Below are 22,839 nucleotides of genomic sequence, written 5' to 3'. Positions count from 1 at the left end.
AGTAAAGTCCCATGATCGACGAATACGCCGCCCCTGAAGAAGAGATCCACAGCGAAGAGAGTTCACCCCTGCCGCATTCGGTAGAGGCGGAGCAGTCTGTGCTCGGCGGCCTGATGCTGGACCCGGGCCGTATTGATGCCGTTGCCGAACAGCTGAGTGAAGAGGATTTCTTCAGCGCCAGTCACCGCAAGATCTTTGCGGTTATGGGCGAGCTGAGTAATGGCGAACAGCCCCTGGATATCGTTACCCTCGCCGAAGGCCTCGCCAGCCGCGACCTGCTCGGTGAAGTGGGTGGCCCTGCCTACCTGGCGGAATTGGCCGAAAACACTCCCTCCGCAGCGAATATCGTCGCCTACGCCAAGATCGTGCGTGAGCGTTCCATGCTGCGCCAGCTGATCGCCGCTGCCGGTGAGATCAGCCGCACCAGTTTTAATCCCGGTGGCCTTGCCTCCGCCGACCTGCTGCAGATGGCTGAGCGCCGCGTGGCGGAAATCGCCGAGGGGCACGCCAAAGAGGGCGGCTTTGTGGGCGTGGATACGCTGCTGAAAAAGACCGTCGAGCGCATCGATGAGCTGTTCAAGACTGAGGGTGATATCACCGGTATCAGTACCGGTCTGACCGAACTGGACCAGCGCACCTCCGGCTGGCAGCCGGGCGAACTGGTTATTCTCGCCGCGCGTCCCTCCATGGGTAAGACCGCACTGGCGTTGAATTTTATCGAGAGCGCCATGCTCGGCCAGGAGAGCCCGACACTGGTCTTCAGTATGGAGATGCCCTCGGACAGCCTGGTGATGCGGATGTTGTCTTCTATTGGTCGTATCGACCAGGGGCGTATCAGGAATGGCAAGCTGCAGGAAGAGGATTGGCCCAAGCTGTCCAGCGCTGTGCAGAAGATGAAGGGCAAGGCCCTGTATATCGATGATACGCCGGCACTGAGTCCCAGTGAGGTGCGCGCCCGTACCAAGCGCACGGTGCGTGATCACATCAACAAATTGATGCGCGAGAACCCCAAGTTAAGCCGCGAAGACGCCGAGGCCAAGAGTATGCCCGCCATGATTATGGTGGACTACTTGCAGCTGATGCAGGTGAAGGGGTCTACTGAGGGCCGCACCCAGGAGATCTCCGAGATCTCCCGCTCTCTCAAGGCGCTGGCGAAAGAATATGAATGCCCGGTGATTGCCCTGTCGCAGCTTAACCGGGGTGTAGAGCAGCGCCCCAACAAACGGCCGATGAACTCGGACCTGCGGGAATCCGGGGCGATCGAGCAGGACGCTGACGTGATCCTGTTTATCTACCGCGATGAATACTATAACGAGGACAGCCCGGATAAAGGGATGGCCGAGTTGATTATCGGCAAGCAGCGTAACGGTGAGATCGGCACCTGCCGCGCAGCGTTTGTGGGCAAATACACTCGCTTCGATAATCTGGCGCCGGAATACTACCAGGGCGAATAAGCCTTTCTGCTAGGTTTGCGGCTGTCGAATATCCGAGCCTAGGGGAGCCACTTCTTGTTATCCGAGCAAAAGATCCGCGCACTGGTGCTGCAACGCCAATTTATCCACAGCTCTTGGACTGAGGGATTGTCGGGGTTGTTGCAACACCTTGGCGCCCTACAGTTGGATGCTATCCAGCGAATTACCCGGGCCCACCACCACCAGCTCTACAATCGCCTGCCCCGTTACCGCGAGTCACACCTGGCTGAAGCTGAAGAGCGCCGCGAAATTTTCGAGTACTGGTCCCACGCCGCTGCCTACCTGCCAATGGCCCACTACCCCTATGCGCGGGTGCGTATGAATCGTATCCGCGCCGGTCAGCGCCACTGGTTTGAAAAGAATGCCAAGCTGTGTCGCTATGTTCTCGATCGTGTGCGAGAGGAGGGCGCCCTGAGGGCCAGTGATTTTGTGCGCACCAAGAGTGGATGGTGGGAGTGGTCCGATGAAAAGAAAGCCCTGGAGCAGTTGTTTCATGAAGGTGAGCTGATGGTCAGCCACCGGGAGGGCTTTCAAAAAGTCTTCGATCTCCCGGAGCGGATACTGCCAGCAAGAATCTCGACCAATGCCGCCTCGGAAATTGAGTACGGCAGCCATCTGGTGCGAACTTTTCTGGGGTGCCAGGGGATTGGCCGAGTGGAGGAAATTGCTTACCTGCGCAGGGACGACAAACCCCTTATCCAGCTGGCAATTAAGCGCATGTTGGCAACCGGTGAACTCACTCAGTGGGGGAAAGAGCTGATGCTCACCGAGCATCTGGATTGGGAGCCAGTACGACCATCGCGCAAAGTGCGCCTGTTATCCCCATTCGACCCAGTGATATTGCAGCGCAAACGCCTGCGCCGGCTGTTTGATTTTGAATATCAATTGGAGTGCTATGTACCGGCGGCCAAGCGCCGCTATGGCTATTTTTGCCTGCCGATTTTATACGGCGATCAATTCGTGGGGCAGGTGGACTTGAAGGCTGATCGGGATGCGGGTGTATTGCGGGTAGAGGCCCAGCACTGGGACAAGAAACCCGGTGTCTCGCTGGAGGCGAGTTACCACCGGGCTCTGGGGCAGTTTGCCCGCTTTCACGGGCTGGAAAGCGAAGCCGCGCTTACAGCTTGACGACTACGTAGACTTCCTGGCCATCGCGCTGGGTCGGCATAAAGTAATTGCCGCCATAGCGGTAGTACTGGATGCCATTGATAATTTCAGCGGCGTAGCCATTGGGTAGGGTTTCCACCACTTGTCCGGGCTGGAAACCCTCAGGGCCCGGGTTCGGGGTTGCTGGCACAGTAGCGGGAGCTGCTGCCGTTGCAACAGGAACGGCGACAGCCGGCGCAGGCGCTGGAACAACGGCTACGGGTGCTGGAGCTACAGCCACTGCAGGTGGTGCTACTACGACATAAGTTCGGGTAGCCGGGTGCCACTGATAGTAAGCATCGGCGTACTGGTAATAAGTAATTCCGCCCACATGGACTCTGACAGCACTAGTTGGCAGGGTGACTACCGAGGCGCCCAGAGGGGCAGCAACAACGACGTAACCACGGGGACCGTGGCGGTAGAAGTGCCCGCCATGGTAGTAAAAGGGACGTCCGCCAACTGCGACACGCACATGGCCAACGGGTAGTACGGGCGCAACAAATCCGATCGAAACACGTGGTCCGCGATAAACACCGCCACGGTGGTGGTGGCGATGATCTCCCCCGCGCTCATAACCGCGCGCATCGGCCGGTGGGCTAAAGGCAAAAGCGGCCAGCGCCAGGAACGCACTGGCGCCAATTACGACATTCAGTTTATTCACAGTCTCTCCAGCGAAGTGATTACTCACATTTGACATACTAACCCTTATCCTGACATTAAAGACAGGTTAATTGGTTAAGAATTGTCAAAGTGCCGGAGGCTGGATCAGTGGTCAGCGGTTGCGCTGAATGATTCCCATCAGCTTATACATCAGCTGTGCGGCGGCAAAATCATAGGCGTGAAAGCCCTCGATCGGTGCAAATTCCAGCAGATCGAAGCCAATTATCTCTCTTTGTCGCGCAACAGATTCAAATAAGTTGAGGGTCTGGTACCAGCCGAGACCGCCGGGTACCGGGGTGCCGGTGGAAGGGAAGACCGATGGGTCCATACCGTCCACATCCAGGGTAAAGAAGACTTTCTTGGGGAAATTCTCCGGTAACTGGAATTCCTGCACGTTGTTGGGCACCAGTTGGTGGGCATCCAGGTAGCCTACGTTGTGGTCCTTGCGGGCCTGCACTTCCTCTTCGCAATAGGCGCGGATACCCAGCTGAAACAGGGGAACACCGGCTTCTACCACTAGACGCATTACGCTGGCGTGGCTGTGTTTGTGACCTTCATAGCGATCGCGCAGGTCGGCGTGGGCATCGATTTGCACTACGCCAAAGTCTGTTTCACCGGCATCCAGTAGCCCCTTGATAATACCCCAGGTCACCGAATGCTCACCGCCAATACCCACCGGCATCTTGCCAAGAGCCAACACTTCTTTGGTGGCGGCGGCGATATTCTCCATCACCTGTTCTGCAGGGCCGGAAACCGAGACCGGCGAGCGGGTATAGATGCCCAGGTCACAGGGGTTGGAGAAGTTGTCAAAAGTTTCCAGTTGCCAGGATGCCTCCAGGATGGAGGCCGGGCCCTTGCCGGTGCCGCCACCGTAGGAGACGGTTTCCTCATAGGGGATGGGGATAATGTGAAAGAGGGCGTCTTCCGGCTTCGGCTGCTCGATTTCGGAGCCGAGAAAAATGGGGTATTCGTTTTCTGACAACATCTACTGGTCCTCTGGCGGAGGCAATAACTCATTGCCTGCCGCATCTATCTCTATCGGCACTGTTTAGGAGAGGCGTTCCTTAAAATCTTCGTAGCCGAAAGTTTTGATCATCTTCAGGTCGTCGGTATCCGAATTCCACAGGGCGATAGCCGGTAGGGGGATACCGTTAAAAGTATTGGTTTTCACCATGGTGTAGTAGGCCATTTCCTCAAATACCAGTCGCTCGCCAATCCGCAGTGGTTGACTGAAGCTGTATTCGCCGATGCTGTCGCCGGCCAGGCAACTCTGTCCGCCCAGGCGATAGGTGTGGGGTAAGTCACCGGGGCGAGCGGCACCGGTAATTTCCGGTCGGTAGGGCATTTCCAGCACATCGGGCATATGGCAGGTGGCAGAGGCGTCGAGGATGGCTTGGTTTTCACCGTTCCAGGCGATATCCACTACCTCAGCCACAAGGACTCCGGCGAACAGGGAGATGGCCTCACCGGGTTCCAGGTAGACCTGTACATTGTGCTTGTCGGAAAAGCTGCGCACCGCTTCGACCAGCTCATCCACCTGGTAATCCCGGCGAGTAATATGGTGGCCGCCGCCGAAATTAATCCACTCCATTTGTGGTATCAGATCGCCAAACTTCTCCTCCACGGCAGCGATTGTGCGCTGCAGAGGTTTGAAATCCTGTTCACATAACGTGTGGAAGTGCAGGCCGCTGATGCCTTCGAGGGACTCCCCTTCAAACAGCGAGCGCACGATGCCCAGGCGTGAACAAGGGGCGCAGGGGTCGTAGAGATCGGTGTGGCCCTCGGAGTGCTCGGGGTTGATACGCAGGCCAAAACGCAGCTCTGGCCGCTGCTGTTGCATATCCAGGCACAACTCCCGAAAACGCTTCCACTGGGAGAAGGAATTGAAAATTACATGGTGGGCAAATTGCAGTATTTCCCGCAGTTCCTCATCCTTGTAAGCGGCACTGAAGACATGAACTTCCTTGCCTTTGTCGCGACCGCCGTACTCTTCGAACCCCAGTTTGGCTTCGTGCAGGCCACTGGCACAGGTCCCGGATAGATATTCAGCCACGATGGGCCCGGTGCTGAACATGGAAAAGGCCTTGAGCGCTGCCAGTACCTTGGCACCGCTGCGTTCCTGTACATCGGCGAGCAATGCCAAATTATTGCGCAGGGCAATTTCATCGATCACAAAACAGGGAGAGGGAACGCGGTAGGGATCGAAGCTGCCGAAATAGTCAACGGGGGGAGTGAGGTCCATGGTGCGTTATATCCTGGTGCGGCGGGGCGGGCACTGGAGTCCGCCCCGCTAGGTCGGGAAAGAAGCGATTTACTGGAAGGGCTTATCCAACCAGGTTTCCTGCCAGGGCAGGCCGTACTTGTTCAGGTCATCCATAAAGGGATCCGGATCCATCTGCTCCATATTCCACACGCCGGGCTTCATCCACTTGCCTTCCAGCATCATCTTGGCACCGATCATGGCCGGTACGCCGGTGGTGTAGGAGATCGCCTGGGACTGAACTTCCTGGTAGCAGTCCTGGTGGTCGCAGGTGTTGTAGACGTAGTAGATTTTCTCTTCGCCGTCTTTGGTGCCCCGAATAATGTTGCCGATGCAGGTCTTGCCCTTGGTCAGCGGACCGAGGCTGGCGGGATCTGGCAGCAGCTCTTTAAGGAACTGGATAGGTACAATTTCCTGGCCCTGGAATTCCACCGGCTCAATGCCAGTCATGCCGACGTTCTGCAGAACTTCCAGGTGTTTCAGGTAGCTCTCGCCAAAGGTCATCCAGAAACGCGCGCGCTCAATTTCCGGGAAGTGCTTGGACAGGGATTCCAACTCTTCGTGGTAGAGCAGGTAGATATCCTTATCGCCAATGCCTTCGGGGAAGTTGAACACGCGTTTCTCTTCCATCGGCTTGGTGGTAACCCACTGGCCATCTTCCCAGTAGCGACCGTTGGCGGTGATCTCGCGGATATTAATTTCCGGGTTGAAGTTGGTGGCGAACGGCAGGCCGTGGTCGCCGGCATTACAGTCGAGGATATCCAGGGTGTGGATACGATCGAAGTGGTGCTTCTTGGCGTAGGCGGTAAATACGCTGGTGACGCCGGGATCGAAGCCGCTGCCCAGCAGTGCCATCAGGCCGGCTTTCTCAAATTTCTCCTGGTAGGCCCACTGCCACTTGTACTCGAACTTGGCCTCTTCCGGCGGCTCGTAATTGGCGGTATCCAGGTAGTGCACGCCGGTTTCCAGGCAGGCATCCATAATGTGCAGATCCTGGTAGGGCAGGGCCACATTGATGACCAGGTCCGGCTTCACTTTTTCGATCAGCTTTACCAGTTCAGGCACATTGTCCGCATCTACTTCAGCGGTGTCGATTTTGCGCGGCAGCATAGCGGCAATCTTGTCGCACTTGCTTTTGGTGCGGCTTGCCAGGGTGATATTTTCAAATACCTCAGCAACCTGTGCGCACTTGTGCGCAACCACCTGGCCGACACCGCCGGCGCCGATGATCAGTACGTTGGCCATAAAGATCTCCTTAAATCTGCGGCTAATGTTACCGCTATATTCTCAAAGGCGTTGGCGCCTCATTTTTAAAATTTATTTTTCAAAGTAGGTGTAACCGCTCATGCTGGCGGTATAGGTTTGCAAAATCTGTTTGCGTTGGGCGGCGGTAATCAACCCCTGCTTGACGGCGCGTTCTGCCAGGCGGCGGAAGCGCTCAAACAGCGCCTTGGGCTGGTATTCCACGTAGCTTAACACGTCAGAAATACTGTCACCGTGAATCTCGTGGCTGAAGTCTATGCTCCCGTCTTCCTGGATGCGCACACTCACAACATTAGTGTCCCCAAACAGGTTGTGCAGGTCACCCAGGGTCTCCTGGTAGGCGCCAATTAAGAAGGTGCCGAGAATATAGTCCTCGCCATCCTTTAGCTCGTGTAAAGGCAGGGTTTTCTGCTCTTTTTCCCGGCCAATAAAGCGGTCGATCTTACCATCACAGTCACAGGTGATGTCGGCGATGATGGCGGAGCGCGTCGGCGCTTCGTCCAGGCGGTGGATCGGCAGCAGTGGGAATACCTGATCGATAGCCCAGATGTCCGGTACCGATTGGAATACGCTCACATTGGCGTAGTAGATATCCGACAGTACCTCCGGCAGAGCTTGCAGGTCTGCGGGAATCTCTTCGGCTTCATCGAGTAATTTGCGAATATCCTGGGCGCTCTGCAGGAACAGGTTTTCCGCATTGGCGCGTTCGCGCAGGCTCACCTGGCCGTGCAGATACAGAGAGCGCACTTCATCGCGGTAGTAGAGTGCGTCGTTGTAACTCTCTTGCAAGTTTTTGGGGGTGATACTGCGCACTGCGTCCTGCAGGTTGAGCAGCATCTGGTGGTCGCCTTCGCTGATCTTGGTGTGCTCCAGCTCCACCGGCTCGAAACGGGTAGTGTCGAGAATATCGAATAGCAGTACAGAGGAGTAGGCTACAGTGGCGCGGCCGGATTCGGTGATAATCACCGGATGTTCGACTCCCTCGCTATCGAGGGTGCCCATAATGGCTTCCACTACATCGACACAGTACTCGTCCAGGGAGTAATTCTTTGAGTGGGTGTAATTGGTCTTGCTGCCATCGTAATCCACCGCCAGGCCACCGCCCAGATCCAGGTAGCCCATGGGTGCGCCTTCTTCCACCAGATCGGCGTAGTAGCGGCAGGCTTCCAAAACTCCGGTGCGGATGTCGCGGATATTCGGTACCTGCGAGCCCAGGTGATAGTGCAACAACTTGAGACAGTCGAGCATATCGTGGTTGCGCAGTTGATCGACCATGGCGATCAGGTCGTTACTGCCCAGACCGAAAATACTGCGGTCGCCACTGGTCGCATTCCAGTAGCCGCCCACCTTGGAGGCGAGTTTTACCCGTGCGCCGATATTTGGGCGCACCTGCTCGCGCTCGGCGCAGCGGATAATGGTCTCCACTTCCGAGGGCGTTTCCACGACGAAGAAAACCTGTACGCCCAGGCGTTGGGCCTGCAGTCCGAGGTTAATAAATTCCTCGTCCTTATAGCCGTTGCAAACGATCAGGGATTCGGTGTTATCCAGAATGGACAGGGCAGCGATAAGTTCTGCTTTACTGCCCGCCTCCAGGCCGTGGTTAAAGCGGCGGCCGGCATTGGCAATTTCTTCAATGACCTGACACTGCTGGTTCACCTTAATGGGGAACACGCCGCGAAAAACATTGCCGTAGCCGCAATCGTCGATAGCGCGAGCAAAGGATTCGTTAATCCGGGCGATCTGCGCTTCGAGTAAATTCTCAATACGCAATAGCAGGGGCATACCCAGGCCGCGCTCGGTGGCGCCTCGGGCAATGTCCATCAGCGAAACACTGTGTGTTACCCCGTTGGGGCCGTCGACTTGCAGTGAAACTTCACCATCTTCGTTCAAATCGAAATATCCGGCGCCCCAATTGCGGATGCCGTAGAGCTCGGCCGAATCTTCGCAAGTCCAGTCTTTTACTTGTTGCTTTTTCATGGCGCCTTTCTGTTGATATTGGCGGGCGCGAATCTTGGGCCCAGCAGGGCCGGAAAGCAATAACTATAGATAAAAAAACGCTAATTTTTGCGCACTGAAAAGTAAATGGGGAGCGAGTGGATGGCCAGCTCTTTTGCACTCTGCGACAGGGGGCTTAAGAAGGTGATTGATCTGCGCAAATTTGAGTAAAAAAAGGCGGCCCGAGGGCCGCAGGGAGGGGGGGATTGGGTAATCAGTAATAGGTCGGCTTGGGGACAACCCGGTAGCCGCGGTGGCTATGGTCCCACAGGTAGTAGGTGTCATAGGCCACGTAGTAATTGTGTCCACCGGCTACCACGGTCAGTGCTGATGCTGGCAGGCTGTGCACGATGGCGCCGTGGGGGGCCTGGGCTACTACGTAGCCGTGAGAAGCCGGGCGATAAAAAATTCCATCGCTATAGTAGAAGCCCGCTGTTCCGATACTGATACTGACGAAATTACGCGGCAGGTGGCGCCAGCGGTAGCCATAACCGTAGTGCGAGGGACGGTAGTGGGGGCGGTGGCCGCGATAACCGTGGCGGTAAACCGGTCTGTGTGCCGCGCGATATTCGTGGCGGTGGCCCTGCTTGTGGCCTTTTCTATGCCCTTTGTTATAGCCTTTGTTGTAGCCCTCTTTATAGGCGTGGCGAACTTCGCGGCGGTGCTGGCGCTCCTCTCTGCGTTCACGTCTGCGCTCTTCTTTCTTGCGCTCTTGTCTGCGGCGTTTCTTTTCCTGCTGGCGGTCGTGATGCTTGTCGTGCTGTTTCTTTAAGTGGCGCTGCTCGCGTTCGGCTCTTCCATATTTGTGGTGGTCGTCCATGGCGCGCTGGTGCCCGCGATGTGACTCGGACAGGGCGGGTGCTGCGATCAGCAGCAGGCTTAGGGTGGCGATGGCAGTAGTGAGGTGTTTCATAACATCTCTCCCGAGCGTGGGGCTCTTTTCTTTCAGATCAGGTCTTTTGTGTATCTTGGCGTGAAGTTTGCCCTGGCGGGTCTGAACACTTCCTGAACTGAATGGGGTAAAATTCGGCGGCAATCGACGGCGTAGATTGTGACTAATAGTTCAGATATGGGCAGAGATTGTCTGGCGGGGCCACAGGCTGGATTCTGCGGCGAAATCTTATTGAGAGCGGCAATTTTGCTATGTTGAGACACCTGGTCTCAGCGAGTATGATGCCGCGCTGATTCATAGTGAGCGGTAGCAAGATGCAAGTCTTCCACCACGTAGCAAGTCTGCGCGAGGCGCTGGCCCAGGCCCGCAAAGACGGCAAGACCGTCGGCTTTGTGCCAACCATGGGCAATCTGCACGATGCCCATATAGAACTGGTCAAAATCGCCCAGCAACACTGCGATCTGGTTGTGGTATCCATCTTCGTCAACCGACTGCAATTCGGTTTGAATGAGGATTGGGATAAGTATCCGCGCACTATGGAGCGGGATATGGCCAGCCTGCGGGAAGCGGACTGTGACTTCCTGTTCCATCCGGATGAGAGTGAGATTTACCCCAACGGCATGGACCAGCAGACCCGCGTGGTTTGTCCGGCGATGACCGATGTCCTGTGCGGCGCCAGCCGACCGGGTCACTTTGAAGGGGTCACCACCGTAGTTTCGAAGCTTTTCAACATTGTGCAGCCGGATAAGGCTATTTTCGGGATTAAGGATTTCCAGCAGTTAGCAGTGATCCGCCGTATGGTGGAAGACCTGTGTATGCCGGTGGAAATTGTGGCGGCGCCGGTGCATCGTGAGGAAGATGGCTTGGCAATGAGCTCTCGCAATGGTTATATCACTGCGGAAGAGCGACCGAAGGTTGCTGTACTCAACCAGTTGCTTAACTGGGCTAAGGATGAAATTGTGGCTGGACGCCGGGATTTCGCCGACCTCGAGACAGAGGCGCGCAAGCGAATTGAAGAGAGTGGCTTTCGAGTTGACTACTTCTCCATCTGTTACAGCAAGGATTTACAGCCAGCGGCAGATGACGATAAAGAAATCACGATCCTGGGAGCTATGTACACCAGTGCAGCGCGCCTGATCGACAATGTTTCCCTGAAACTCTGAGGGGCATCCAACTATGCAAATTGAAATGTTGAAGTGCAAGTTGCACATGGCCGCAGTGACTCAGGCCGAACTCTGGTATGACGGTTCCTGTGCAATTGATGAGGACCTGGTAGAGCTGGCTGGCCTGCGCGAATTCGAGAAGATCGATATTTACAATGTGAGCAATGGTGAGCGCTTCCACACTTATGTGATCCTCGCCGAGCGCGGTTCCGGTATTATTTCCATGAACGGCGCCGCTGCACGTAGAGTGCAGGTGGGTGACCGCATTATTATCGCTTCCTATGCGCAGATGACAGAGGGCGAAGCCGATAACCACAAGCCCAAGCTGGTCTACCTGGATGAGAACAACAAGGTAGAGCGCAGCACTAATACTATTCCGGTTCAGCTAGCCGAAGCCTGATTCTTTTCGCTACAGGGCGTTGTGCCCTGTAGCATCCCCGCCGCTTATTGACCAGACATTAATAACACTTCCTGATTAAACCTCTTTTCCAGGTAGGACTCGTCCAGGGTGTAATGCCAGAGATTTTTCTTTTGTCCTTTAGCTAGAGCGATTTCGCCGATTCTGCCAGGGTTATATTTAATCGGTTGGGCGAGTTGGTATTTGGCGATGGGGTCCCGATAGGCCTCCTCTAAAGGAATTATCTCCCAGCCTTCCTTCCTCAGTCGTTCAGCCAGATCACCAATAAACAGGGCTGAAATATCCATTTCATGCAACAGTATGACGTGCTTTGGGGAGCGCCCGAGATATTTAATTGCCATATCGTCGTAGTACTTAATGCTCGCCATAAGAACGTCGACATAAAAGTTGGAGAGTCTTTCCATATCAACTGCTTTCCCATCTTTTACTGCCGTTTGGAAAAGTTCTTCGATATACCAGTCGTAGTTATTTAAGGTGATATAGGCGTTTTGATAGTTATTTTTCTGTAGTAGATCTCGGATACCATCGCGTTTTTCGACAGTTTCGCCCTCGCGCAGATAGGGAAAGCGAAAATAGGGTTTAAAGTTGTCAAATTGTTGAAGCAGCTGGTGGGCCTGCAAAAAATCCGCTTGATAAGTGGATAGCCCTGTTTCCAGAAAATTGGGATGGCTATGGGTGTGATTGCCAATAATATGCCCAGCCTTATCGTAGCGGTTCATCCGCTCCACCCCTTCCTTATCGAAGGATTGAGTATTGGAAAAGAAGGCTACTTTGCCAACTTTATATTCTTCTATGTTTTCAATTAATGTTTTGGCCCGAGTTGGTCCATCAAAATAACCATCGGCTTTACGGGGGGCATCATCGAAAGTAATTGCCAGTTGTTTGGCGTTAGCGACTGGGATTGCCAATAAGTAAATTATCAATAATATGACTGAACGCTGCATGGTTTATTACTCTAATGAGTTTAATTACGAGCTGTTCGCCAGGCTAGGATTTAGTTGTCCTTCTATTCAGGTTTTCTGTCTTAATTTACTGGTCAGATAACCTGCGTTGTCAAGTAGCCTAGGCTCAGTTGCGGTAGAGTACGGCTTCCTATTGTGTCCACTATAGCTTCAGATGTATATGGCCAAAATACTTGTTAGTTCCTGCCTTTTGAACTGCGCCGTGCGCTATGACGGTAGTAGTGTTGAGGCTTGTAGCGATGATTTTGAGTGGCTTGTGGATACTCAGGAAATTGTTTCCTTGTGTCCGGAAGTGGCGGCGGGATTGCCTATTCCGAGGGTGCCGGCTGAGATCTGTGGCGCAAATGGAACAGAGGTGTTAGATGGAACTGCCGGGGTTATAGGTAGTGATAGAACAGATCTAACTGAGCAATTTATGCTGGGGGCCAAACTGGCTCTGGAATTATGCAGGAAACACAATATCCAGTATGCAGTGCTTACGGAAAATAGTCCCTCTTGCGGAAGTAACTATATTTACGATGGCAGTTTTTCAGGAACAAAAATAATGGGTTCTGGTGTTGTATCTGCGCTTCTTCAACGGACGGGAATAATAGTTTTTAGTCAACATACTGTTGGGCAACTTAGAGAATTGATAAGTGCATCCAGAGCTAACTAAGTTGTTAGCATTAATAAAATTAGATCGGCAAAAAGGGCATTGGTCACAGTTAGGCCCTGTAGGTTGATTAATACCGGCGAAGCCGGTGGCTGCCAGATGTCGGTACGATTAGCGCAGAGTCCCTGAAAATTATCCTTTTGTGACGCAGCACCCAGCTTGTTAGGTTTTGTCATTTTTAGGGTCCAGATTGGCAGTGACTGCTGTGGCAATAAACAGGTAAGACTGAATACCCTGTTGGCTATTTAAATGGCTGCAGGAGGCAGTGGTGGAAGGCAAGTTTTTTAAAGCCGATAGCAAGTTTATCAAAGCCGCATTGGTACTGGCGATCAGTTCCGCGTTTTATGGCTGCAGCGGTGGCAGCGGTGGTGGTGAAGATCCTGCGCCTGTGGATACCACTCCGCCGAGCCTGACACTGACTCCCGCCAGCGGGGCCTCTATTGCAGCAACCGACACCCTACTGCTGGATTTTAGCGAAGCGGTGGCATTGGAGGATGTGTCCCTAAGTGGCGCCATGCAGGAAATGGGAGAGCTCTCTCAAGTCGATCAGGACACCCTGATCTTAACCCCGATAGCGGAGTGGGCAAAGGGACTAGAACTCTCCCTGACAATTGCCGCGCAGGATGCGGCTGGCAACCAGATGGCAGAGGTTGATGCTCACTATACCGTGGATGAAATTGCCCCTTCCGTAGTCAGTGTATCCCCAGCACAGGAGCGTTTGGAGAAGGATGGCGCAATCACGGTACAGTTTTCTGAGTCGATGGATCGCGACAGCCTGCAAATTAGCGGTTTGTTGCTGAATGATGAATACACTTTGACCTGGTCCCAGTCGCGCTTTAATGACGACACCTTGGTGATAGCTCCCAAGAGCCGCTGGCTGTCCGGGCAGGATCGCAGCCTGCACCTTGAAGCCAAAGATCCCGCTGGCCTGGATCTCCCCGCTGAACAGCACAATTTTACTGTGCCATTGTACTTTGAGAATTTTGACAGTGCGCAGGTCGTGATAGGCCAGGATGATTTTTCCAGTACTTTGACGGCCATCAATGCAAAAAATCTTGGCGAGGGGCCCCTGGGTTCCGCTGCCGTTACTGATGAGGGGAAGTTGTTCGTACCCGATTATACAAATAATCGGGTGTTAATTTTTAATTCGGTCCCCACAAGCAATGGAGCGCCGGCCAATGCGGCGCTTAACAAAGATAGTCTTGACGATAGCAGCGGGGGAGAGTTTGGTGGCGGGCCCACAAGCATAAGTTTTGATAGTGGAAAACTTTTAATAAATTACTTGTTTGGTACTCGGGGCCACAGTATTTTTGTTTACGATACTATTCCCGTAGATGGTCGGGCACTGCCTAGTGCCAAACTGCCGCAGGACAGCTGCCAGGGTAACGGCTCCGTATATTCCAGTGCAATGATTGCGGAGGGACGCGTATTCGCGGCCTCGTGGTCTAAAGCTCGAATGGTGGTGTGGGATGACTTGCCCTCAATGGAAGATGCGGCACCGGATTGGCTGCTGGGCCAATCCACACTGGAAAACTGCACCCCTAACGACCGTGAGCAAGATGGCTCGGTTATGCAGGCCAGTGCTCGCACATTGGCTACGCCCGGAGATGTGTGGAGCGATGGAGAAAAGTTAGCTATCACCGACTCGGAAAATAACCGGGTACTTCTGTGGAACTCAATGCCTACTAGTAGCTTTGCTCCGGCGGATATAGTTTTGGGGCAAGCAGATTTTGTCAGTGATGAAAGTCAGCCCCCGAGTCGACAAACCCTGAGTTTGTTAGAGCGGGGTATCTGGTCTAACGGCATTCAGCTTTTTGTGGTGGACGGCGAAAATAACCGAGTGTTGATCTGGAACCAGTGGCCACAGGAAAATTTCGCTCCGGCAGATATTGTCTTGGGGCAGGAAGATTTTGATCGCAGTGCCTTCAACGACAGCAACCAAAATGGGGTTGCTGACGAGGGGGAGTTGCCAAGTGCAGCTACGCTGAAATGGCCCGACGGTATTACCGCTTATGAAGATAAGTTGATTATCAACGACTCGGGTAATAACCGCTTTCTTATTTTCCAATCTCGTTAGTTTTCTCTGTTAAATGTACCGGGCTGGTAACCCGGTACAGGCAAACTTAAGTTGATTTGTTTTCTGAGGTTGCAGCCGGACTGCCTGTTCCCAGGGTTCCGGCTGAGATTAGCGGCGGTAGAGGTGCAGAGGTTTTAGCGGGCTCAGCCAAAGTTTTAGGGATAAATAAAGAAGACTTAACTGAGCAATTTATACGGGGAGCTAAACGGGCATTACAGCTATGTCTGCAGCACAATATTAAATACGCAGTACTTACGGAAAATAGCCCATCATGTGGTAGTGATTATATTTACGATGGTAGTTTTTCTGGTGCGAAAATAGTTGGTTCTGGCGTTGTGTCTGCACTACTTAGGAGGGAGGGTATACAGGTATTTAACCAGAATATTGTGGGCAGGCTTAGGAAGCTTTTGGAAGTATCCAGAGATAACTGAGCTTTCCAGATATATAGTCATATTAAAGGTAGGTATAAAAGTGAATTCTAAAGTTATCAATTTTAAAGAAAAATTGAACCTGTTCTCGGAGCACTGGTCCCCTAAAGTGATTGCCGAGATGAACGATTACCAGTTTAAATTGGTTAAGATCCAGGGTGAATTTACCTGGCATGATCATCCCGATACCGATGAGGTGTTTGTTGTAGTTTCCGGGCATATGCAGATCGAGTTTCGCGATAGTGTCATATCCCTTGGACCTGGTGAGATGACGGTAGTACCAAAGGGTGTGGAGCATAAACCCAGAGCTGAACAGGAATGTGAAGTACTATTGATTGAGCCTAAAGGGGTCGTTAATACGGGCGATGCCGGTGGAGATCTAACTGCGAAAAATGATGTCTGGATTTAAGTGATTGAGCTATTAATCAACTTTCTTTTACTGTTTGCTTGTCTGATTAACTTGCGCCTTTCAGGGCCTGCGTTGGATTGTCTTCGCCCCATGCCAAATTTTGAGATGAGGGGACTGTTTCGCAGCGGCTATGTTATAAAGTGACAAGAATAAAGCTCTAATAAACTCAGATTTCTCTAGGCTAGCCATGCCGCGCTAATAATAAAGGAGAAGATGATGTCTGAAGTACATACCCGCCCAGTCTCCCCCGGTTTTGCTGCCAATGCGCTTATTAGCGCTGAAGACTACGAGACAATGTACCGCCAGTCGGTGGAAAGCCCAGAGGCGTTTTGGGCACAACAGGCCAAGGACTTTTTGCAGTGGGACAAGCCGTTCACTCAGGTTCTTGAGGAGGATCTGCACAAAGGTCATACCGCCTGGTTCTCCGATGGCCAGTTGAACGTAACCGTAAACTGCATCGATCGGCACCTGGCAAGCCGTGGCGAGCAGACTGCGATTCTGTGGGAGGGAGATGATCCCGCTGATAGTAAGGCAATCAGCTATCAGAGCCTTTATGAAAATGTGTGCCGCTTGGCCAACCTGCTGAAATCCCGGGGAGTTAAAAAGGGAGATCGGGTGTGTATTTATATGCCGATGATCCCGGAGGCGGCCTACGCCATGCTCGCCTGTGCCCGTATCGGCGCTGTGCACTCGGTAGTATTTGGTGGTTTCTCCCCGGTGTCCCTGAAAGACCGTATTCTCGATTCCGATTGTCGTCTGGTGATCACTGCTGATGAAGCAGTTCGCGGCGGTAAGCGAGTACCGCTAAAAGCCAATGTGGATAAAGCACTGGTGGACTGCCCCAATGTGCATACGACAATTGTGGTTAAACACACGGGCACACCGGTAGACTGGGATAGCAAGCGGGATATCTGGTATGGCGAATCCATAGGTGAGATGGAGCCGGACTGCGCGCCTGAAGTGATGGGAGCGGAGGACCCGCTGTTTATCCTTTATACCTCGGGCTCTACCGGTAAACCCAAAGGGGTCCTGCATACCACTGCCGGCTATCTGCTGATGGCCACCATGACCTTCAAATATACCTTTGATTATCGCGAGGGAGAGATTTTCTGGTGTACTGCCGATGTGGGCTGGATCACTGGGCACAGCTATATCGTCTATGGGCCATTGTGTGCCGGGGCCACCAGCCTGATGTTTGAGGGAGTGCCCACTTACCCGGATGCTTCACGCTTTTGGCAGGTTGTGGATAAGCACCAGGTCAATATTTTCTACACTGCGCCGACAGCGATTCGGGCGTTGATGGGAGCGGGTGACAAGTTTGTAAAAGCCGCCGAGCGCAGCTCCCTGCGACTTTTAGGCACCGTGGGTGAGCCCATAAACCCGGAGGCCTGGGAGTGGTATTACAGCGTAGTGGGCGATGAGTGCTGCCCGATTGTGGACACCTGGTGGCAGACTGAAACCGGTGCGCAGATGATCACGCCACTGCCCGGTGCCATGGCTCTGAAACCCGGGTCGGCAACCCGGCCCTTCTTTGGGGTACAGCCCGCGCTGCTGGATAGTGAAGGCCGGGAGATTGAAGGGGAGGGCGAGGGCTCTCTGGTGATTAAAAAGAGTTGGCCCTCGATGATTCGGGATGTGTACGGCAATCGCCAGAGAATGCTGGATACTTATTTTTCTGCATTCCCCGGTTATTACTTTACCGGCGATGGCGCCCGCCGCGATAGTGACGGTTATTACTGGATTACTGGGCGCATTGACGATGTGTTAAATGTCTCTGGACACCGCCTGGGAACAGCGGAGATTGAGAGCGCCCTGGTACTGCACAATGATACGGCGGAGGCCGCGGTGGTAGGTTATCCCCACGATATCAAAGGGCAGGGGATTTATGCCTTTGTAATGCTCAAATCTGGCCATAAGCCCAGTGATGAGCTGAAGGCTGAATTAATTGAGCTCTGCCGCAAGGAGATAGGGCCAATTGCCAAGCCTGACTTTATCCAATGGGCGCCTGCACTGCCAAAAACCCGTTCCGGCAAAATCATGCGGCGTATCCTGAGGAAGATTGCCTGCAATGAGCTGGATAATCTGGGAGATGTTTCCACTCTTGCCGATCCCACTGTGGTTGACGCATTGATTGATCACCGCGAAAATCGCTGACCATAGGTGTGGCGCGTGAAGGTTTTATTGGCCGGGCATAGCCCGGCCTTTTCATTGGGGCAAGAGGTTAAATTCCTCCCCGATTTTTGCGCCATTTTCAGCTAAATAGACAAGTAAATGCCTGCTGCTTTGCACAGTTAGTAACCCTCTAACTCCGGATATTGTTTTAAGGGTATTTACAGTTAAGGAGATTCCGTTTGGAACAGGGACAGTACCTCTGCGATCACTACCGCTTCGCCGCCGATCAGCGCCTCAAGGTTTTTAATTTTTTTGTTGTGTTAACCATGTTTGTTGAGGGCGGGATTTTCACTGCCATGGAGAAAGACTTCCACCCTCTAATCCTGGCGTTGCTGGGAGGGTTTGTGGTCATACTGGTCACTGTATTTTGGCTGATGGACATTCGCAGCCGCCAGCTTCTCAAGCTTGCAGTTCCGGCACTGAAAACCCTGGAAATGGGATTCCCGGAGGAAGCGAGAATTTTTTCCAACGATGCCATTCGCCGAGGTGACTTGGCCCGTTACACTTTCGCTTTCAGGGTTTTGTTGGTGGGGCAGCTGTTCTTTGGTCTGGGCGTCGCTTCTTACGGTATTTATCACTGGTATATCTCCCCCTAATCCCAACCTTGCAGTGGCGGGTATGATTGCATGAAGTGAACCACCTGCCACAACCTCCTCTTTGTCTCGTACGTTTTAAAGTCGGCGCTGCCGGCCTCTCTAGGCTATCTTGCAGAAGTATCCGCTTCTCTCCCGAGGTTTATACGATGCTTGATCATATTCGCCTTTATGTGCACAGCTATGAACGCAGTAAGGACTTCTATCAGCAGGCGCTGATGCCACTGGGATACCAGTTGGTGATGGAGTTTGAGGATTGGGCGGGCTTTGGCTGGGCGGATAAAGCGGAACTCTGGATTCGTGGAGGGACCAGCACCACTCCACAATTGCATATCGCCTTTCGCGCTGAAGAGCGGCAGGTGGTCAGGGAGTTCTATCGCTTGGCCCTGGAGGCTGGGGGCAAGGACAATGGCGCACCGGCTGTCTACGAACAATATCACCCGGATTATTACGCCGCCTACGTACTTGATCCCGATGGACATAACCTGGAAGTGGTGTGTCATTTACCAGGGGACTTACAGGAATAAGTCGATCGAGATTTGGGAGTAATTTATGAACGAGGCAACTCGAGCAAAATACCTGCCAATAGCGCTGGTCGTTGTAGGAGTGCTTTTTATTCTGGCGATTTACCCGATGATGATGTGGATTTGGCCGGAAGGGTGGGGCTGGACTCCGCGGCAGCCAGAATACGAGCAAATGATTATCGGTATTTATGTCACCTTGGGGGTGTTTTTAATACGCGCTGCAAAAAATCCCGCCGCAAATGTCAGTTTAATTTGGTTCACTATATGGTCCAGCCTTGTACACGCCGTCATTATGTTGGTGCAGGCATTGGTGGATAAAACAGAGCGAATCAATTTGATGGGAGATATTCCCGCACTTTTTTTGATTGCCGCTGTGCTTTGGTACCTTATGCCCAGGCGAAAAAAATCTGATTGAGCATTTACTTTATTTTGACTTGCTAAAAAATCTGAATTGCTCTTTCTGACTCACCGTTATTGATCCCTGCTATAAGAGCGATAACAAGGTCTAATTTCCCGCTTATTGTTCTCCCCTATAAGCTCTACTCCTGTAATAGAGATGGCAGTAGAGATAAATAATCCCATGAAATACTTACCCTTATTTGCATTAACTATCGGTCTGATAGGCGGTGCCAATGCAGAGACATTGACTCGCGATAATGGCGCACCTGTCGGAGACAACCAGAACGCACAAACTGCTGGAGAAAATGGCGGTAATTTGCTGCAAGATGTTCAACTGATTCAAAAATTGCAGCGTTTTGCTCGTGAACGTATTCCCGAGCGTGTAGTTCATGCTCGTGGAACTGGTGTTCACGGTGAATTTGTTGCGACGGCTGACCTCAGTGATTTAACCCGCGCAGCGGTGTTTGAGCGCGGTAGTAAAACGCCAGTGTTTGTGCGTTTTTCAACAGTAATCCACTCAAAAGGTTCCCCGGAAACTCTGCGTGATCCCCGTGGGTTTGCCACCAAGTTTTATACGGAAGAGGGTAACTGGGATTTGGTGGGTAACAACCTGCCGGTATTTTTTATCCGCGACGCGATTAAATTCCCGGATATGGTTCACTCCCTGAAGCCCTCCCCGGTGACTAATCAACAGGACCCCAACCGTTTCTTTGATTTCTTTAGCCATGTGCCGGAATCCACCCATATGCTGAGCTGGGTCTATTCCGATTACGGTACACCGGCTAACCTGCGCCAGATGGATGGCTGGGGTGTTCACGCCTATAAATTTATCAATGACAAGGGTGAAGTGAACTATGTGAAATTCCACTGGAAAACTCGCCAGGGCATTAAGAACCTGACTGCGGAAGAGGCAGCAGAAATTCAGAGCAAGGACTTCAGTCACGCAACTCGCGACATGTATACCGCGATTGAAAAAGGCGAGTACCCCCAATGGGATCTGTTTATTAAAGTTCTGAAGCCCTCTCAGCTTAACAGCTTTAATTACAACCCCCTGGACGCCACCAAAATGTGGTTGGACGTGAAGGAAACCAAAGTGGGCACCATGACACTTAACCGTGTGCCCACTAATTTCTTCCAGGAAACTGAGCAATCCGCGTTTGCGCCAGCCAATATTGTTCCGGGTATTGAGCCTTCGGAAGACCGCTTGTTACAAGGCCGCGTGTTCTCATATTCTGATACGCAAATGTATCGCCTGGGGGCCAATCACCAGCAATTGCCTATCAACCGGCCCCTCGTTGCAGTAAGTAACTGGAACCAGGATGGAGCGGGTAACTACGGCCAGCAGACTTCAGATGTGAACTATCAGCCGAGCCGCATCGATGCGCGCAACGAGGACCCCAAAGGTCTTTATAGCAACAAGGCATTGAATGGCAGCACCCAGCAAAAGGCCATTGAAAAGAAACTGCCATTTGCCCAGGCGGGTGCTTTCTACCGCAGCCTGAGTCCTGAAGAGCGTCAGAACCTGATTGAAAACCTCGCTGGTGATCTGGGTAAAGTGAGTGATGAAAACACTAAGCACATTATGCTGAGCCACTTCTATCAAGCGGACAAGGACTACGGACAGCGCTTAACCAAAGCAGTTGGTGGAGATCTGGATCGCGTGAAAAAACTGGCCCGGTAATTTTTACCCAAGTGCGGGCGACAGAGGTCGCCCGCTAAATTTATACAGGTGAAATTATGAGATCATTTTTATTCGCACTACTCTTTCTCACCCTGGGGGTTCAGGCAGGAGAGCCGGAAAAAACGGAATCTGATTTTACCGAACTCTCCCAGTATTATTTTGCCGCGGCCAGGATTGGCGATACCGAGGTGCTGCGTGAATTTTCGCAAGCGGGTTTTCCCCTGGATGTCCGCAACCCGAAAGGTTACACCGCACTGATGATTGCCACTTACAACGGCAACGGGGAGGCTGTGGACTACCTGTTGCAGAGAGGTGCAGATGCCTGTGCCCAGGATCGCCGTGGTAATACTGCCCTGATGGCAGCGATTTTTCGCGGTGAGTTTGCCCTTGCACGAACCCTGCTAAAGCAGGATTGCGATTCGCAGCAGGTGAATAAGGCCGGCCACTCCGCAGAGGATTTTGCCGAAGTTTTTGGTCGTGACCAAATGGTTCAGCTATTGCAGCAACAGCGGGCAAATGGCGACTAAGACAGTTTTTTGTGCGGTTGGCATTGGATGGTGTCACCGCTCCTGTCCTGCGTGAAATCCTCTTGAGTTGGCCGCTTTAGCTTGCGGCACATTTCTCAGTTTGTCCCGGCCCCCGCGACCGCGTTAGCATAGCCAGCTGCAATCCAGTTGGTACCCACTATGACCTCGAATCATCATCCCTATGAAGCCCTCACGCCGGACGTGGTGATCGACTGTGTCGAGACTACCGGACTGATTTCCGATGCGCGTATTTTCCCTCTAAACAGTTATGAAAACCGCGTCTATCAGGTGGGTATTGAGGATGCCGAGCCGTTGATTGCCAAGTTCTATCGCCCGGGGCGCTGGAGTGATGAGCAGATAATGGAGGAGCACCAGTTCACTCTGGAGCTGGCAGAGGCCGAAATTCCTGTGGTGGCACCGATACAGTTTGATGGGCGCACCCTGATGGAGTCCGCTGGATTCCGTTTTGCGCTTTTCCCCCGACGGGGCGGTCGCCAGTTGGAGCTGGATAACTTTGATCACCTGGAGCAGGTGGGGACCATGTTGGGTCGCATTCATGCAGCCGGCAGCGCCAAACCTTTCAGCTATCGCCCATCCCTCACTTTGCAGCGATTCGCAATTGATAGCCGGGAATTTATCCTGAATGGAGATTTCCTGCCACGTGAGAACCGCGAGGCCTATGCTTCCGTCACGGGCCACATTATCGAACAGATAGCCCCGCTGTTTGAGCGGGACTGGGATATGCTGCGCTTGCACGGTGATTGTCACAGTGGCAACTTCCTGTGGCGGGATGAGACTCCCTGGTTTGTGGACTTGGACGACTGCCTGATGGGGCCGGCGATCCAGGATATCTGGATGTTGATTTCCGGCAATCGCGCAGAGCAAACCGCTTACCTGGATGCAGTGTTGGAAGGCTATGAAACCTTCTATAGTTTTGATCCCCAGCAGTTGCAGCTGGTGGAGCCTCTGCGCTGCCTGCGGCAGATGCACCACGCTGCCTGGTTGGCGCGACGCTGGCAGGACCCGGCTTTTCCCCAGGCGTTTCCCTGGTTTAATACTGCCCGTTACTGGGCAGAGCATATACTGGCATTGCGCGAGCAGCAGTCTGCGCTGCTGGAGCCCCCGTTGACCCTGGGGGCTGTGTAA

General features: G+C 53.0%; 23 protein-coding genes. 15 read left to right on the top strand and 8 right to left on the bottom strand.

Annotation, left to right across the window (positions count from 1 at the left end; genetic code table 11):
• The first annotated feature begins 11 nt into the window (after positions 1–11).
• Entirely contained in the window at positions 12–1,454 is a 1,443-nt protein-coding gene (gene dnaB, locus ACJJI5_RS22300; protein WP_445355212.1) for a replicative DNA helicase, read from the top strand.
• A 54-nt stretch (positions 1,455–1,508) separates the two neighbouring features.
• Positions 1,509–2,600: a winged helix-turn-helix domain-containing protein gene (locus tag ACJJI5_RS22295; RefSeq protein ID WP_445355211.1), complete on the top strand. Its 1,092-nt coding sequence runs from the start codon at positions 1,509–1,511 to the stop codon at positions 2,598–2,600.
• Here ACJJI5_RS22295 and ACJJI5_RS22290 read toward each other — a convergent pair.
• From ACJJI5_RS22290 to ACJJI5_RS22265, 6 genes are all read right to left on the bottom strand, one after another.
• Positions 2,590–3,279 carry a DUF6515 family protein gene (locus tag ACJJI5_RS22290; RefSeq protein ID WP_444895406.1) on the bottom strand — a complete coding sequence of 230 codons (690 nt, stop codon included), beginning with the start codon at positions 3,277–3,279 and terminating at the stop codon, positions 2,590–2,592. The genes ACJJI5_RS22295 and ACJJI5_RS22290 overlap by 11 nt on opposite strands.
• 111 nt (positions 3,280–3,390) lie before the next feature.
• Positions 3,391–4,263 carry an agmatinase gene (speB, locus tag ACJJI5_RS22285; protein WP_413664138.1) on the bottom strand — a complete coding sequence of 291 codons (873 nt, stop codon included), beginning with the start codon at positions 4,261–4,263 and terminating at the stop codon, positions 3,391–3,393.
• A gap of 63 nt (positions 4,264–4,326) precedes the next feature.
• Positions 4,327–5,520 carry a carboxynorspermidine decarboxylase gene (gene nspC / locus ACJJI5_RS22280; RefSeq protein WP_108731493.1) on the bottom strand — a complete coding sequence of 398 codons (1,194 nt, stop codon included), beginning with the start codon at positions 5,518–5,520 and terminating at the stop codon, positions 4,327–4,329.
• A gap of 69 nt (positions 5,521–5,589) precedes the next feature.
• Positions 5,590–6,783, bottom strand: coding sequence for a saccharopine dehydrogenase family protein (locus ACJJI5_RS22275; RefSeq protein WP_445355210.1), 1,194 nt, complete (start codon positions 6,781–6,783; stop codon positions 5,590–5,592).
• A 72-nt stretch (positions 6,784–6,855) separates the two neighbouring features.
• Positions 6,856–8,778: a biosynthetic arginine decarboxylase gene (gene speA, locus ACJJI5_RS22270; RefSeq protein WP_444934719.1), complete on the bottom strand. Its 1,923-nt coding sequence runs from the start codon at positions 8,776–8,778 to the stop codon at positions 6,856–6,858.
• 232 nt (positions 8,779–9,010) lie between these two features.
• Entirely contained in the window at positions 9,011–9,709 is a 699-nt protein-coding gene (locus ACJJI5_RS22265) for a DUF6515 family protein (RefSeq protein WP_413664141.1), read from the bottom strand.
• A gap of 293 nt (positions 9,710–10,002) precedes the next feature.
• Here ACJJI5_RS22265 and panC point away from each other — a divergent pair, with 293 nt between their 5' ends.
• The gene (panC, locus tag ACJJI5_RS22260; protein ID WP_413664142.1) at positions 10,003–10,851 is read left to right on the top strand and encodes a pantoate--beta-alanine ligase; all 849 of its coding nucleotides are present in this window, start codon (positions 10,003–10,005) and stop codon (positions 10,849–10,851) included.
• Positions 10,852–10,864: 13 nt separating this feature from the next.
• Positions 10,865–11,251: an aspartate 1-decarboxylase gene (panD, locus tag ACJJI5_RS22255; RefSeq protein ID WP_413664143.1), complete on the top strand. Its 387-nt coding sequence runs from the start codon at positions 10,865–10,867 to the stop codon at positions 11,249–11,251.
• Between the two features lie 44 nt (positions 11,252–11,295).
• Here the strand turns inward: panD and ACJJI5_RS22250 are convergent, their stop codons facing one another.
• Positions 11,296–12,213, bottom strand: coding sequence for a polysaccharide deacetylase family protein (locus ACJJI5_RS22250; protein ID WP_413664144.1), 918 nt, complete (start codon positions 12,211–12,213; stop codon positions 11,296–11,298).
• 178 nt (positions 12,214–12,391) lie between these two features.
• Between ACJJI5_RS22250 and ACJJI5_RS22245 the strand changes: the two genes are divergently transcribed.
• Complete coding sequence (locus ACJJI5_RS22245) at positions 12,392–12,886, top strand: 2-thiouracil desulfurase family protein (RefSeq protein WP_445355209.1); 495 nt, start codon at positions 12,392–12,394, stop codon at positions 12,884–12,886.
• On the opposite strand, the gene ACJJI5_RS22240 is transcribed toward ACJJI5_RS22245, so the two are convergent.
• A complete protein-coding gene (locus ACJJI5_RS22240) occupies positions 12,883–13,059 on the bottom strand; it encodes a hypothetical protein (RefSeq protein ID WP_445355208.1) in 177 nt (58 codons plus the stop codon). The two genes, ACJJI5_RS22245 and ACJJI5_RS22240, sit on opposite strands and share 4 nt — an antisense overlap.
• 92 nt (positions 13,060–13,151) lie before the next feature.
• On the opposite strand from ACJJI5_RS22240, the gene ACJJI5_RS22235 reads away from it, so the two are divergent.
• The 10 genes from ACJJI5_RS22235 (at position 13,152) to ACJJI5_RS22190 (ending at position 22,839) form a co-directional block, all read left to right on the top strand.
• Entirely contained in the window at positions 13,152–14,960 is a 1,809-nt protein-coding gene (locus tag ACJJI5_RS22235; protein WP_445355207.1) for an Ig-like domain-containing protein, read from the top strand.
• Between the two features lie 56 nt (positions 14,961–15,016).
• On the top strand, positions 15,017–15,391 hold the full coding sequence (locus ACJJI5_RS22230; RefSeq protein WP_444918848.1) for a 2-thiouracil desulfurase family protein: 375 nt from the start codon (positions 15,017–15,019) through the stop codon (positions 15,389–15,391).
• A gap of 40 nt (positions 15,392–15,431) precedes the next feature.
• Positions 15,432–15,797, top strand: a complete 366-nt coding sequence (locus ACJJI5_RS22225) for a cupin domain-containing protein (protein WP_413664150.1) — start codon at positions 15,432–15,434, stop codon at positions 15,795–15,797.
• A 216-nt stretch (positions 15,798–16,013) separates the two neighbouring features.
• Positions 16,014–17,951 (top strand): acetate--CoA ligase, encoded by a 1,938-nt coding sequence (gene acs / locus ACJJI5_RS22220; RefSeq protein WP_445355206.1) that lies wholly within the window; start codon positions 16,014–16,016, stop codon positions 17,949–17,951.
• A gap of 197 nt (positions 17,952–18,148) precedes the next feature.
• A complete protein-coding gene (locus tag ACJJI5_RS22215) occupies positions 18,149–18,565 on the top strand; it encodes a hypothetical protein (protein ID WP_444906581.1) in 417 nt (138 codons plus the stop codon).
• A gap of 146 nt (positions 18,566–18,711) precedes the next feature.
• On the top strand, positions 18,712–19,089 hold the full coding sequence (locus ACJJI5_RS22210; RefSeq protein ID WP_444892625.1) for a VOC family protein: 378 nt from the start codon (positions 18,712–18,714) through the stop codon (positions 19,087–19,089).
• Positions 19,090–19,114: 25 nt separating this feature from the next.
• Complete coding sequence (locus ACJJI5_RS22205) at positions 19,115–19,501, top strand: DUF6632 domain-containing protein (protein WP_445355205.1); 387 nt, start codon at positions 19,115–19,117, stop codon at positions 19,499–19,501.
• 165 nt (positions 19,502–19,666) lie between these two features.
• Complete coding sequence (locus ACJJI5_RS22200; protein ID WP_445355204.1) at positions 19,667–21,166, top strand: catalase; 1,500 nt, start codon at positions 19,667–19,669, stop codon at positions 21,164–21,166.
• A 56-nt stretch (positions 21,167–21,222) separates the two neighbouring features.
• Positions 21,223–21,693 (top strand): ankyrin repeat domain-containing protein, encoded by a 471-nt coding sequence (locus tag ACJJI5_RS22195; RefSeq protein ID WP_444934727.1) that lies wholly within the window; start codon positions 21,223–21,225, stop codon positions 21,691–21,693.
• A 159-nt stretch (positions 21,694–21,852) separates the two neighbouring features.
• A complete protein-coding gene (locus ACJJI5_RS22190) occupies positions 21,853–22,839 on the top strand; it encodes an SrkA family protein kinase (RefSeq protein ID WP_444918853.1) in 987 nt (328 codons plus the stop codon).

The sequence above is a fragment of the Microbulbifer maximicatervae (SeqCode) genome, from assembly GCF_052467955.1.
Note: the sequence above shows the minus strand (reverse complement) of the source record. Positions and strands in the feature narration are given on the sequence as shown.